This window comes from Mesosutterella faecium (genome assembly GCF_022809315.2).
Taxonomy (GTDB): domain Bacteria; phylum Pseudomonadota; class Gammaproteobacteria; order Burkholderiales; family Burkholderiaceae_F; genus Mesosutterella; species Mesosutterella faecium.
Window position 1 is genome coordinate 492,928 of the sequence record NZ_JAKZJU020000001.1, and the last position, 13,807, is coordinate 506,734.

Genomic DNA, 13,807 nt, shown 5'->3' on the forward strand with positions numbered 1-13,807 from the left:
GCTATTCACGGAGCGCCATCAGCCCCTTTTCTGAAACACCTTCCTGAAGGCCTCCGCCATGGAGCCTTCAGGCCGCCCGCGCTGCGGGGAGCCCGGCCTCCTGCCGCGCGCGGCTCCTGCGGCAGAAGGCGCGCCGGCGGAGCGCTGCTTCATGGAAAGGGCGATCCGGCGGCGCTCCGCATCCACGTCCAGCACCCGCACCTTCACGATCTGCCCGACCCGGACCACCGCTGCCGGATCCTTGACGAAGGAGTCGGAAAGCTCGGAGATATGCACCAGACCGTCCTGGTGGACCCCGATATCGACAAAGGCGCCAAAGGCCGTGACATTGCTCACGACGCCCTCGAGCGTCATGCCCGGCCGGAGGTCCGAGATCTCCTCGACCCCTTCTGCGAATCTGGCCGTGACGAAGTCCGGCCGGGGATCCCGCCCCGGCTTCTCCAGCTCGCTGAAAATGTCCTTGATCGTGGGCAGGCCGAAACGCTCGGTTACGAAATCCGCAGCCCTCAGCCTGCGCAGCGCGTCATGGTTGCCGATGAGCGACTCGAGACTGAGGCCCGACCGCGAGGCGATCAGCCGGGCCAGCGGATAGGCCTCCGGATGCACCGCCGAGGCGTCCAGCGGATTGACTGCTCCGGGAATGCGCAGGAAACCCGCCGCGAGCTCGAACGTCTTCTGTCCAAGCCCGGGGACCTGCAGCAGCTGCTCCCTGCTCTGAAAGGCTCCGTGGCTGTCGCGCCACTGCACCACGGAGCGGGCTGTCCGGGAGTTCAGGCCCGACACCCGGGCCAGGAGCATCGGGCTCGCAGTGTTGAGATCCACGCCGACTGAATTGACGCAGTCCTCCACAACGGCATCCAGCTTTCTCGCCAGGCTGGCCTGATTCACGTCATGCTGATACTGACCTACGCCAATCGCCTTGGGGTCGATCTTCACCAGCTCCGCGAGCGGATCCTGGAGCCTGCGGGCAATCGACACCGCTCCCCTGAAGCTCACGTCCATGTCCGGGAACTCTTCCGCAGCCAGTTCGCTGGCGGAGTAGACGCTGGCCCCCGCCTCGCTCACGACGACTTTGGCCATATGCAGCTCCGGGTGCTGCCGCAGCAGTTCGCCGGCCAGACGGTCCGTTTCGCGGGAAGCCGTCCCATTTCCAATGCTGATGAGGCGGGGCCGGTACTTCAGGGCAAGGCGGTACAGCGCCTCAAGGGCTCCCTTTCTGTCGTTTTTCGGCGGGAACGGATAGATCACCGCCGTAGCCTGGACCGCACCCGTGTCAGAAATGACGGCCACCTTCACGCCCGTCCGTATTCCGGGATCCAGCCCGATGACGCCTTTGCGGCCGGCAGGCGCCGAGAGCAGCAGGTTCTGCAGATTGGAGCCGAAAACGGCTATGGCCTTTTCCTCCGCACCCTCCCTCAGCTTCTGGAAAAGCTCGGTCTCGAGCGCCGTGAGGCACTTGACCCTCCAGGTCCAGCGGCAGACGCCCATCAGCCAGTCTTCAGAGGGCCGCCCCGAGAACGTGATGCCCTCCTGTTCGGCGATCATTGCCTGGCACGGATGAGGCCTTGTCTCCTCCAGGTCCTCCGGCAGAGCCACCCTGACCGAGAGGATCCCCTCGGAGCGGCCGCGGAAAATAGCGAGAACCCGGTGCGAAGGCACCTCTGGCAGCGGCTCCCTGAAATGAAAGTAATCCTCATACTTTTGACCTTCCCGCTCCTTTCCCTCGATGACCTCGGAGCAGAGATCCGCTGTTTTCCAAAGATAAGCTCTCAGTTTTCCAACGAGCTCCGCATCGGTCGAGAACTTATCGGCCAGGATGTCCCTGGCGCCGTCAAGCGCCGAAGCGGCGTCAGGAAAAGCCTCGGAAAGATACGCCGCAGCCTCTGCCTCCGGGACCAGCCGGGGATCGGCGAACAGTTTTTCTGCAAGGGGCTCCAGCCCAGCCTCGCGGGCCTTCTGCGCCCGCGTGTGCCTTCTGGGCCGGAACGGCAGGTACAGGTCTTCAAGCCGCTGCTTGCTCCCGGCCGAAAGAATCTGTTCCTGCAGTTGCGGCGTAAGCCGGCCCTGCTGCCGGATGGAGTCAAGGATGACTCCCCGGCGCTCCTCCAGCTCCTTCAGGTAGAGAAGGCGCTCTTCGAGCGCCCGCAGCTGCGTGTCATCGAGACCGCCTGTCGCCTCCTTCCTGTAGCGGGCGATGAACGGAACCGTCGCGCCTTTCTCCAGCAGAGAGACTGCGGCCGCGGCCTGCGCCGGCCCGCAGTGGATTTCAGAGGCAATGACGGATGCAATTTTGCTGAGAAGATTTTCCATTTTTTCAATATCGCGGGCAGGGCCTGAGGCAGCGGAGCGCTCAGGCGGCCGACAGCTTTTGGGCGATGAGGCGGACGAGCCCCTGATCCTTGTTTCGATAAGCTTCGTTGCGAAGCTGCAGAATCCGCGGCGTTTCAAAAGACTGGGGAGTTTCCTGGCTGTATGTGAAGCGAAACCTCACCCCCTCGGCGGTTTCCTCGATGTCAATCTCCTGCCAGCTGCGGGGCCATTCCCGGCTCGCGGCCACGTGAATTTCCAAGTGCCCGTCCGGCTGCAGGAAAACATGGTCTTCGACGCTGACGGCCCCGAAGTTCTTCACCCTGCGCAGCCAGCGGTTTCCGTCCTCCGAAGTGAACTCATGGACCTCTGAGCCCTCGCAGCCCGGCAGGAGCAGGTCCGGATGCCTGGCAAAATGCTCCAGCGCCTCCCAGGACCGGCTCTTCCCGACCCCCTTCAGTTCTATTGAGTGTGAAAAAACCTTCATTTTTCTGATCGTGCCTTCTTCCACCCCGGGTTCAGGCGCGCACCGTACCGCGCTTTATTCTTTTCTCAAGCCACTGGCTGTACCAGGACATCAGGAAAGAGGTGACGAAATAAATGAACCCTACGAAAAGATACCCGATGCCAAAAAACTCCCTCCAGACGGGATCTCCGAGCGCGAGTCTCAGGCTTCCGAGGAGATCATACATGGACACGACCGTCACCAGCGAGGTGTCCATGAAGGTCGACAGCAGGCTGTTGACAAAGGCCGGTATCACGGCCGCCAGGGCCTGAGGCAGCAGCACGTACAGGTAAGCCTGGAGCCTTGAAAGTCCCAGGGACTCCGCCGCCGCCATCTGAGCGGGCGGAATGGCCTGCAGCCCGCCGCGCACGGTCTCTGCCATATAGGCGGCCTGGAACAGAACAATGCCCACAGCCACCCGCCAGAAAGTCGAGGACTCTGAGCCCGCGGGCATCAGCAGCGGGAACACGAAAGCCGCGACAAACAGCACGGTGATCAGAGGAACTCCGCGAACCAGCTCGATATAGGCCGTGCACAGGTTGCGGACCAGCGGCAGTTCGGATCGCCTTCCGAGGGCCAGCAGGATGCCGATGGGCGCCGAGGCCGTCATGCCGATCAGCGTGAGCATCACGGTAAGCGGCAGGCCGCCCCAGGAATCGGAATCAACCTCCTCGAGCCCCCAGACGCCGCCGTACATCAGTGCAAAGAAAACGGCCAGGGAAGCTGCCCACCCCGCAATAAGGAAGCGCACGCCCTTCCTGTTCCAGAACTGTGGCAGGGCCGTGAGCACGAGCATCACAAGAATGATGGCCATGCCGACGGCCGGCCTCCACTGCTCCTCGTAAGGGAAGCGGCCAAAAATGATCAGGCGCCACTTCTCGGCGATGAACCCCCAGCAGGCGCCGGACGCCCGGTGGCAGGCCTCTGCGTCCGCCCGAAACACCGCATCGGCCAGCCCCCACTGGGCAAAGCGCCACAGCAAGACGGCGCCGATCAGAACGCCAAGCAGGGTCGCGCCCGCCGAGAGCCACCCGGCGGGACCGCGCACCGTCCGCGCAGAAAGAAAGTTCAGTGTCTTCATGCGGCCGCTCCTGTCCGCATGAAATGCGCGTTAACCACGTTCATGATGACGGACGTAATGAGGTTCAACAGCAGGTACACCAGCATGATGAGGCAGATCATTTCGAGGGCCTGCCCGGTGGTATTGATGGAGGTGTTGCCAATGCATACGACATCGGGATAACCGATGACCACAGCAAGAGAGGAATTCTTCGTGAGGTTCATGAACTGGCTGGACAAGGGCGGAATGGCCAGCTTCATGGCCTGCGGGAAAATGACGTAGCTCGAGGTCTGGAGCGGAGACAGGCCCAGCGCGAGTCCCGCGTCCCACTGCCCGATGCCAACAGACTGAATCCCGGCCCGGATGACCTCCGCGATGGAGGCGGACGAAAAAAGGGTGAGCCCGAGCCAAAGAGCCAGGAACTCCGGTGTCAGGGATCCGCCGCCCTCAACAAGGAAGCCGTTGACGGCCGGATGGCTCCAGCCCTGCAGCTGCCCGCAGATGGCCCAGACCAGGAACGCCGTGAGGAAAAAGACCCCGAACGCCGCAAGCCAGGCTACCAGAAAGGTAGAAGCCCTCAGAACGATGCGGCGCGTGAGCACCGCAGCGGCCAGACCGGCAAGCAGCCCCGCGAGGCAGGCCGCCGTGTTGTGGACCGGCACGGCGAACTGCAGCCCCGCCTTATCGAGGGTGAGCCACGCATCCGAACCGACCGCGGCCTCCATGTCCGGCAGCAGCTCCGTAATCACCGTGTAAATAGCGAGCAGCCCCACGATCAGGGGGATGTTGCGATAAAGCTCCACATGCGCCCAGCCTAAAAAATGGACAACCGGCTGGCGCGAAATCTTCATAAAGGCGACGACGATGCCCAGGATTGTGGCGGTAAAAATGCTGACGACAGCCACTTTCAGAGTGTTGAGGATCCCCACGGTGAAGGCTCTCAGAAAAGAGTCCGATGAGCTGAAGGGGATCAGCGACTCTCCGATCTCAAAGCCCGCCGGATGGCTTAGGAAACCGAATCCGTTCTGAATGTTCCTGGCGGCCAGGTTTTCAGAGACATTGGACGCGAGGAGAAGGAAAAACGCCAGGAGGCCCCCCGCGATGGCCAGCTGTATCACAGCCTCCCTGAACTTTCTGATCTGCTGTCTGCGGCGCCAGGCGGCGTCTCCGTAGGGCGGCTCTGCTTTTTTGTAACCGAACATATGGTTTTGGAAAGAACTTTGGGTTAAAGGCAGGCCCGCGGCCTTTCCCTGAGGCGGGCGGCCTGCCTTTTCATGCTTCTTTTAGCGCATCGGGGGAGCCATCAGCAGCCCGCCCTTTGTCCACAGGCGGTTCAGCCCGCGCGACAGGCCAAGGGGAGTCTTCGGCCCGAGATTGGCTTCAAAAGACTCGCCATAGTTGCCGACCTGCTTGATGATGCGGTAGGACCACTGCTTGTCCAGACCGATCATCTGCCCCAGATTCTCCTCCAGCCCGAGGAGGCGGCGGACATTCGGGTTGCGGCTGTTCTTCATGGAGTCCACGTTGTTCTTCGTTATGCCCAGCTCCTCGGCCTCGAGCATGGTGTAGAAAGACCAGCGCACAATTTGGAACCAGTCGTCGTCCCCGCGGCGGATGGCCATGCCAAGAGGCTCTTTGGAAATGGTGTCCGGCAGGATGACGAAGTCATTGGGATTCTTGGCCCTCAGTCGGGCGCCGGCCAGATCGGAGCGGTCTGTCGTATAGGCCTGGCAGCGTCCGGAAATGAAGGCACCCTGCGTGGCCTCCGTCGTGCTGAACACGACCGGCTTGTATTTAATGTTGTTCGCCCTGGCGAAATCCGCCAGATTCTTCTCGCTGGAGGTCCCGGTCTGGACGCAGATCGTCGCCCCGTTCAGCTTTTTGGCGGAATTAATCTTGTACTTCTTGGGCACCATGAAGCCCTGCCCGTCGATGTAGTCTACGGCGACAAAAACAGAGCCCTGGGAAGCGTCGCGGCTCATGGACCACGTCGTATTGCGGGCGAGCAGGTCAATCTGGCCTGACTGCAGGGCCGTAAAGCGCTGCTCGGAGGCAAGCGGCACATACTTCACCTTGTTAGCATTGCCCAGAACTGCGGCGGCCACCGCCCGGCAGATGTCCACATCAAGGCCGCTCCAATGCCCCTTGCTGTCGGCATTGGAAAAGCCGGGAGCGGCTGTGTTGACGCCGCAGATTAGCGTGCCGCGGTGCTTGACGGCATTGAGGGTTTTCCCGGCGAAGGCCGGCGAAGCGCAAAGCGCAGCGGCTGCCGCGATGGCGAAGGCTGACACTACCTTTTTACGAAGCTTCATGGTTTTCTCCCTGACGGTCCTACGTTTTCTTCCCCCGCCGCCCGGCGCGGCTCCCGTGCAGACAGGCGCTCCGGAGCAAAAGAGGAACTTATTATTGAAAACTTTAGCAGACCGGCCCCGTCAAAAAACAGGGCCGCTTAGTTGATATTAGCTATTTCGGCCCCCTGCCGCCGTCTTTTTTTGACTTAAAGCGAAGAAGAGCTCAGCGCGCTCCTTTCTTTTTCTGACCCGCGGCCCTGGGCGCCCGTTCCTCGAACTCGAAACCCACCTTCCCCTTGCTGTCGAGCCTGAGGAAGGCCGAAAACTTCCTGTGCGTCTTGTTGGAAACGAACCCCTTCAGCAGATCGGTCTTGCCTTCCTTCAGGAGCTTCTCGAACTCTTTCCGATCCAGCTCCTGCTGCAAAATGACCTTTCCCACGCGGAAGGAGCATTTCCCGGTGCCTCCCTTCAGTGCGTTCTCGCAGGCGTAGGCCATGGGCAGCTCGTAGAGCTTCCCTCCGCAGACAGGGCAGACCCCGATCGGACTAAGCGCGCTGAGGTCGGGCGCGGCGGTGTCTGCGTCCTCGCGCGACGGACCGTCAAAAACAAACTCCAGCTTGTAGTCAGGAGCCGGCGTGAGGCGCAGCACAGCTGCAAAAGGCCGGCCCTGCTTGCTCACAAACCCCGTAAGCGGCCCAATCTTCTTCTTGGCGATCAGCTCCTCGACCTCCTCGGGCTCAAAGGTGCGTCCCCCCGGGTGCTTGGACAGGCTGAAGTCGCAGTCCTTATTGGTGCAGGCATACCGGCGGAACGTCTCTACAACCTCGCCCCCACACTTCGGGCAGCGCTGCTTCAGATGGATGGGGTTGGCCAGCGGCACGGAGTCTCCCTCGTACTGCTTGGCTGCATCCACAATCCTGCGGGTCATGTCCCTGATGCCGTCCATAAACTCTTCTCGCGAGAGGCTTCCCTTTTCAATCTGCGCGAGGCGGCTCTCCCACTCGCCCGTGAGCTCCGGCTCGGACAGTTCCTCGATCTTCAGCCCCTTCAGCAGAGTCATCAGTTCGAAAGCCTTGGCCGTAGGCCGCAGCTCCCTGCCCTCGCGCAGAAGATACTTCTGGACAATCAATCCTTCGATGATGGCGGCCCGGGTGGCCGGCGTGCCGATTCCTTTTTCCTGCATAGCCGATCTCAGGGCGTCGTCCTCCACCATTTTGCCCGCGCCTTCCATGGCCGACAGCAGGGTGGCTTCCGTGTAGCGCGGCGGAGGGAGAGTCGTTTTCTCCAGAGTCTTCACTTCGTCCGTCCTGACGGTTTCGCCGGGATTCAGTGCGGGAAGCCCCGCCTGGGCGCCGGCTGCGTCTGCCCCGTAGACTTCGCGCCAGCCGGGCTTGACCAGTACGTTTCCCTTGGTCCGGAAGGATTCGCCCTCGACTTCAGTAATGCGCGTCGTCTCATCGACTTCGGCTGCCGGATAAAAAACGGCCATGAAGCGGCGTGCGATCATGTCGTATATCTTGGCCTCCGGCTCCGAGAGCTTGGATGGAAGGTGATCCGACAAAGGCACCAGGGCGAAATGGTCGCTGATTTTCGCCGTGTTGAAGATCCTCGGGTCGGGCTTCACCCAGCCCCCGCTGAGCGGCTGCGAGGCAATGCGGCTGAACTGCGGCAGCTGCGAGAGAAGCGACAGCGTCTTTCGCGCCTCCGGCACATAGTCCGTCGGCAGGCACTTGGCATCCGTTCGCGGATACGACAGCACCTTGTGCTTTTCATAAAGCGCCTGCGCCAGGGCCAGGGTCGTCTTGGCGGTAAAGCCGAAGCGATTGTTCGCCTCGCGCTGCAGAGTCGTCAGATCGAACAGCGGGGGCGCGGAATGCTTGACCCGCTTACGGCTTTCTGTCGCCCTTCCCGGCTTGCCCCGGCATTTCGCGGCCACGGCCTGCGCCTTCTCGCGCTCCCAGATCCTATCGGGCCGGTTCTCCCCGTCCGTCTTTTGCGACGGGTCGAACCACAGGCCCTCATAAGTCCCGTTCTCAGAGCTGAAGGAAGCCTGCACCTGCCAGTACTCTCTGGGCTTGAAGGCGCGGATCTCCGCCTCGCGATTCACCACCACGGCGAGCGTCGGCGTCTGGACCCGGCCCACCGTGGTCAGGAAAAAGCCGCCGTTTTTGCTGTTAAAGGCTGTCATGGCCCGCGTTCCGTTGATCCCGACCAGCCAGTCGGCCTCCGAGCGGCTCCGTGCGGCCTGAGCAAGCGACTGCATTTCTTCATCGGACCTCAGATGCTGGAAGGCGCTTCGAATGGACGCCGGGGTCATCGACTGCAGCCAGAGCCTCTGTATCGGCTGCTTCGCTTTCGTGGCCTGCACGATGTAGCGGAAAATGAGCTCTCCCTCGCGGCCCGCATCGCAAGCGTTGATGAGTCCGGTAATGTCCTTGCGCTTGATCAGCTTCGCGAGCAGCTTCAGCCGCGGGGCGGTTTTCGCGATGGGCTTCAGCTCGAACTTCGGGGGAATAAGGGGCAGGTGCGCAAAGGTCCACTTCCCCCGCTTGACGTCATATTTGTCAGGGACCGCCAGCTCCAGCAGATGACCGACAGCGCTGGCTACCACATACTGGTCGCCCTCAAAATAGTCTCCAGCATCGCTTTTTTTTCTTTCCATTCCGCCCAGAACTTTCTGGATGTCGTTGGCGACGGAAGGCTTTTCTGCAATGATCAGTTTTTTGCTCATGGGGGTCCAAGAGAAAAAGATAGGTATATTTTTCAGGATAACAGCAACTTCAGGCCGGTGCTTTCAGTCCCGCCTGTCGGAAAGGCGGATCCTCGGATCAGACAGCCTGTTGATTTCGTTTGCGATATCCTGCACGCTTTCCACCAGCGTGGCTCCGTTCCTAATCAGATGGTTCGGGCCTTTGGAGTGAGGGCTGTGGATATCGCCCGGCACAGCGAGAACATCGCGTCCCAGATCGGCTGCGATTTTAGCCATCCCGACGGCCTTGGACATCGTTCCGGCCTCCATGATCACGACGGCCTGGCACAGGGCCACGAGAAGATAATAGCGGGCCCGCAGGTTGGCCTCCGAAAACTGGGCGCCCGGCATCAGAAAGCCGAGCACAAGTCCCCTGCGGGCCGCCTCGGCCATCAGATCCCGGCACTGGGGCGGATAGACGCGGTTCAGTGGCGTCGCGCAGACAACGGCAGCGTCGCCTCCTTCAGACAGAGCCCCTTTCAGAGACTCGGCGTCCACTCCCTCCATCATGGCGCTGGCCAGAGCCAGATCCGCATGACCGAGCCCCGCTCCAAATTCGCGGGCCGTCCGGGCGCCCGACGGCGAAGGGCGCCGGGAGCCGAATATCGATACGAACCGGCGCCGGAGGAGCTCCCTTCGGCCCAGCCCGAACAGGACGAAAGGCGGAGAGGACAGCTGCAGCAGCCCCCGGGGATAGTCGGAATCAGCCAGCGTGACGGCAAACGCCCCCCTTTCCCGGCTCGTCCACTCGAGCGCCAGTTCGACGGAGCGCTGTCTCTGCTCATCCATCGGACCCGCGACCTGCCGCGCCTGTTCTGGGGAAAGCCTGGACTGCAGCCGGTGCGGCCCGGCCTCCAGGACGCCCTCCGGGCCGCCGTACGCCCTCAGCAGGGCGACGGCATCCTTCAGACCGAGGCCGGGCGCGGAGGAAAGAACCAGCCAGGCGCGTAATTCGTTTTCTGATATCTTCAGATTCTCATTCACGGGCGCGCCTCGTAAAAATCGAATTACAATTTTCGCCTATTCTCCGCCGGGCATCCAGAGCCCCGCTCCAGCCCGGCCCATTCTCTGGAGCATGACGTGGCCAAACTGCCTATTGTTATTTATCCGAACCCTGTCCTTGCGGAACACTGCGCCCCGGTCACCGAGTTTGACGAAAAGCTGGCCCAGCTCGCCGCAGACATGGCCGAAACGATGTACGCCGCTCCGGGCGTCGGCCTGGCCGCACCTCAGGTTGGAAAGACGCTGCGCCTGGTCGTCATCGATGTCTCTGAAGAGAAAAATCAGCTGCTTACGCTGGTCAATCCCCAGATCACCGCCTATTCGGAAGAAACCAAGGTCTGCGAGGAAGGCTGTCTGTCGCTGCCCGGGATCTGGGACAAAGTGAAGCGTCCGGCGGAAGTCACCGTGAGGGCGCAGGACCTGCAGGGGAACTTTTTCGAAAAAGACTGCGACGGACTGCTCGCCGTGTGCGTGCAGCACGAGCTCGACCACCTCGACGGCATCGTGTTCGTAGACCACCTGAGCCGGCTGAAAAAAGACCGCGACCTGAAGAAACTGCACAAACTCAAGCTCGAGGCGAAAAAAAAGAGAGCCGAGAGCGAGTCACGCTGACCGCTTACTGATCGGATGAGCGGCCATGTGCCCGGCCATCGCCGTTCCGAGCCTGGCGCCAAGAGCCTCCGGAAAGTCGTGTCCCATGCCGCTCACCATCAGCAGCTTCGCCCCGGGAATCAGCCGGGCGGTCTCCCGGCCCGCCTCGGGAGGCAACAGCGGATCGCGGCTGCCGTGAAGCACCAGGGTTGGGGTCCGAATCTGCGAAACTGCCGGCCTGCGGTCGCCGCTTTTCAGAATAGCCAGAAGCTGCCGCCGCATGCCTTCCTGCGCCCGATCGCCGGGCGTCAGCCGCTCTAGAATGGCTCTCTTCTCCTGCTCGGTCCTCGGAAACTCGGGCGACCCAATGGCCCCGAGGAGCCGGTCCATGCTGTGCGCCGCCTCCCGCCTTGAGCCCGCTCCGGGGGAAGAGAACACAACCGCGCTGACGGCGCTTAGCCGCCCGAGCCCCGTTCTCGGGTTCCCGGTGGCAGAAGAAATGGATGTGAGGCTCACAGCCCTGTCCGGCGCAAGCCGGCACAGCTCCTGAGCCACCATCCCGCCCATTGAAATTCCCCCGACATGGAATCGCTCCAGGCTCAGATCATTGGCGGTGCGGAGCGCGTCCCGCGCCATATCCTCCAGATCGTAAGGCGCCTCTACTCTGAGCCGCAGAAGGTCCTTGAAGATGGAGGCCAAAAGCGTCGGCATGCCCACTTTTCCTTCCATATAGGGCGAGTTCCCTGAATCACGGTTCTCTATGACCACCACGCGGTATCCGCGCTTTACCAGACAGCCGGTGAAAGACCTCGGCCAGAGCCATCCCGGCATTCCGAGCCCCGGTATCAGAAGAACCGGTTCCCCGGCGGCGCTTCCCATCTCCGTCACCGCCAGACGGACGCCGTTGCTTGCCTTTGCTCGCATTTTTTACAATACCTCCATTCCCACAGGCATCGAGCCCGTTTCGGCATTGGAATTCCGACATGAAAATTATTTTTGCAGGCACCCCGGATTTTGCAGCGTGTGCGCTGGAAGCCCTTCTTGGCGCCGGCCACGAGGTATGCCTGGTTCTCACCCAGCCCGACAGGGCCTGCGGCCGGGGCATGAAGCTGACCCCCAGCGCCGTTAAAACAGTGGCGCTGGCCCATCATATTCCCGTGGCCACTCCCGTGACACTCAGCATCGCCAAGGGCGGCGCACCGGCCGAGGAAGCCCACAGCCTCATCAAGGCCCAGGGAGCAGATGTTCTCATCGTCGCGGCCTACGGCCTGATTATTCCCCAGGCCATTCTTGACATGCCGGCCGGCATCGGACGGAATCGCGCCATCAAGGCGATCAACATCCACGCCAGCCTGCTGCCGCGCTGGCGCGGGGCCGCCCCTGTGGCGCGGGCCATCGAGGCCGGCGACCCGCAGACCGGCGTGACCCTGATGAAAATGGAGGCCGGGCTGGACACCGGCCCCATGATCGACACGGTCTTCACAGACATCGAAGATCAGGACACAACTGCGAGCCTGACCGAGCGGCTCGCCCGCATCGGCTCGGAGCTGCTCGTCAAGGACCTAGAACGGGCCCCTGAGCTCACGTGCACGCCGCAGCCCGAGGCGGGCGCCTGCTATGCCTCCAAGCTCCTCAAAACGGAGGCCCGGGTCGACTGGGAGGCCAGCGCCGGCCTCATCTGCAGGCGCATCAGGGCCTTCAACCCGTTTCCGTCCTGCTCTTCGAGCGTGCGCGGCACCGCCATCAAGTTCTGGGCCGCGGAACCCGTCAGGCTTGAAAGGGCCGATGCCGCCCCAGGCACCATCATCTCGCTGGAGGACGGCATCACGATAGCCGCCGGAATCGGAGCTCTGCGGATCCTCGAGCTTCAGAAGCCCGGTAAAAAACGGATGAACTGGAAGCCTTTCCTGCAAAGCTTCCCGCTGCACATCGGAGAAACCTTTAAATGAATTCAGCGGATTTAGCCACCGTCTTTGTGTATGCGGTTCAGGTTCGACTGGCCATGGCCTGCGACGGGGCCTCGCTCGATCATGCCGTCGAGTCTGTCCACAGCCGGATAACCGATTCCGTCCTCAAGTCCGCTATCCAGGCCGTTTCCTATGAAACCGTCCGCAATCTGGCCGCAGCGGACAAACTGATCGGACGATTCGCCAAACGCGAGCCCGAACGCCCCGTCTGCGCGCTACTGGAAGCCGCGCTTGCCCGGATGATCGTGCATCCCGAAAAGGATTTCGTGACGCTCGACCAGGCCGTCAAGGCCGCCCGGCTGATGCCTGAAACCAAAGCCAGCGCCGGCTTCATAAACGCCATTTTGAGGCGATACGGCAGGGAGCGTAGCCAGCTCGCGCCCTGGCTGGCCGAGCAGGAAGGCGTCTGCTTCAACGCGCCCGACTGGTGGCTGGCCGCCTACCGCAGGGCGCTCGGGGAGAAAACAGACGCCGTGCTGCAGCTGCAGAGAACCAAAGCTCCGCTGACGCTGCGAGTCAACCGCCGGCAGAGCACTCCCGAGGACTATATCCGGATGGCCGCTTCGCAAGGCATCCAGGCGGTGAGAACGGGGCTGGACGCCGTCACCCTTGAAAAGGCGCTGCCGGTGTCTGACATCCCGGGCTTCAGCGACGGAATGGTCTCCGTGCAGGACGCCGGCAGCCAGCTGGCCGCCCCGATGCTCGCACCCGCGGACGGGGAACGGATTCTGGACGCCTGCGCCGCTCCGGGCGGCAAAACAACCCATCTGCTGGAAATCGCCGAGGCCGACATCACGGCCCTCGACATCAGCCCCAGCCGCTGCCGGGCCATCCTCGAGAACCTGGACCGCCTAGGGTTCAGTGCCCGAGTCCAGACAGCGGACGCATCCAAACCCCAGTCCTGGTGGGACCGCCGGAAGTTTGATGCCATTTTGCTCGATGCGCCCTGTACGGCAAGCGGCATCGTCCGCCGGCACCCCGATATCCCCTGGCAGCACTCTAAGAAGGACATCCACCGCATGGCCAGAACCCAGAGATACCTGCTCGAGGCACTCTGGCCGCTGCTCGAAAAGCACGGGCGGCTGCTTTACTGCGTCTGCTCCATCTTCCCGGAGGAAGGCACCGAACAGATTGAGGCCTTCCTTCGAAGGCACCCGGAAGCCTGCTGCGAGCAGGGGCCTCGGCTGCTTCTGCCGCACGAGGACTACGAGCGGTCCTGGCAGGAGGAGCCCCTCGTGCATGACGGGTATTTCCTGACCCTTCTGCGTCACCGAAAGTAATAATCTGTCATTTATGAACGGTGCTGCTCTCCTACGACGAATTTTCATCTGGCTC

The 13,807-nt window shown here is 62.2% G+C and carries 10 protein-coding genes and 1 pseudogene; 3 read left to right on the top strand and 8 right to left on the bottom strand.

Annotation, left to right across the window (positions count from 1 at the left end; translation table 11 throughout):
• Positions 1–18: 18 nt before the first annotated feature.
• The 7 genes and pseudogenes from MUN46_RS02380 to MUN46_RS02410 form a co-directional block, all read right to left on the bottom strand.
• The gene (locus tag MUN46_RS02380; RefSeq protein WP_243376069.1) at positions 19–2,310 is read right to left on the bottom strand and encodes a Tex family protein; all 2,292 of its coding nucleotides are present in this window, start codon (positions 2,308–2,310) and stop codon (positions 19–21) included.
• A gap of 40 nt (positions 2,311–2,350) precedes the next feature.
• Positions 2,351–2,794: an SRPBCC family protein gene (locus MUN46_RS02385; protein WP_243376070.1), complete on the bottom strand. Its 444-nt coding sequence runs from the start codon at positions 2,792–2,794 to the stop codon at positions 2,351–2,353.
• Between the two features lie 31 nt (positions 2,795–2,825).
• Complete coding sequence (locus MUN46_RS02390; protein WP_243376071.1) at positions 2,826–3,893, bottom strand: amino acid ABC transporter permease; 1,068 nt, start codon at positions 3,891–3,893, stop codon at positions 2,826–2,828.
• On the bottom strand, positions 3,890–5,074 hold the full coding sequence (locus MUN46_RS02395; protein WP_243376072.1) for an amino acid ABC transporter permease: 1,185 nt from the start codon (positions 5,072–5,074) through the stop codon (positions 3,890–3,892). The genes MUN46_RS02390 and MUN46_RS02395 overlap by 4 nt, the downstream gene beginning before the upstream one ends.
• Before the next feature lie 81 nt (positions 5,075–5,155).
• A complete protein-coding gene (locus MUN46_RS02400) occupies positions 5,156–6,184 on the bottom strand; it encodes an amino acid ABC transporter substrate-binding protein (protein WP_243376073.1) in 1,029 nt (342 codons plus the stop codon).
• 205 nt (positions 6,185–6,389) lie between these two features.
• Positions 6,390–8,894 (bottom strand): annotated as a pseudogene (locus MUN46_RS02405) (DNA topoisomerase III); the annotation flags it as partial.
• Positions 8,895–8,957: 63 nt separating this feature from the next.
• The gene (locus MUN46_RS02410; protein WP_243376074.1) at positions 8,958–9,896 is read right to left on the bottom strand and encodes a DNA-processing protein DprA; all 939 of its coding nucleotides are present in this window, start codon (positions 9,894–9,896) and stop codon (positions 8,958–8,960) included.
• 96 nt (positions 9,897–9,992) lie between these two features.
• Between MUN46_RS02410 and def the strand changes: the two genes are divergently transcribed.
• Positions 9,993–10,526 carry a peptide deformylase gene (gene def / locus MUN46_RS02415; protein ID WP_243376075.1) on the top strand — a complete coding sequence of 178 codons (534 nt, stop codon included), beginning with the start codon at positions 9,993–9,995 and terminating at the stop codon, positions 10,524–10,526.
• On the opposite strand, the gene MUN46_RS02420 is transcribed toward def, so the two are convergent.
• Positions 10,518–11,429, bottom strand: a complete 912-nt coding sequence (locus MUN46_RS02420) for an alpha/beta fold hydrolase (RefSeq protein WP_243376076.1) — start codon at positions 11,427–11,429, stop codon at positions 10,518–10,520. The two genes, def and MUN46_RS02420, sit on opposite strands and share 9 nt — an antisense overlap.
• Positions 11,430–11,488: 59 nt before the next feature.
• Here MUN46_RS02420 and fmt point away from each other — a divergent pair, with 59 nt between their 5' ends.
• Both fmt and rsmB read left to right on the top strand, forming a co-directional pair.
• Entirely contained in the window at positions 11,489–12,454 is a 966-nt protein-coding gene (gene fmt, locus MUN46_RS02425; RefSeq protein WP_243376077.1) for a methionyl-tRNA formyltransferase, read from the top strand.
• Positions 12,451–13,752, top strand: coding sequence for a 16S rRNA (cytosine(967)-C(5))-methyltransferase RsmB (gene rsmB / locus MUN46_RS02430; RefSeq protein ID WP_243376078.1), 1,302 nt, complete (start codon positions 12,451–12,453; stop codon positions 13,750–13,752). The genes fmt and rsmB overlap by 4 nt, the downstream gene beginning before the upstream one ends.
• The last annotated feature ends 55 nt before the right edge of the window (positions 13,753–13,807 follow it).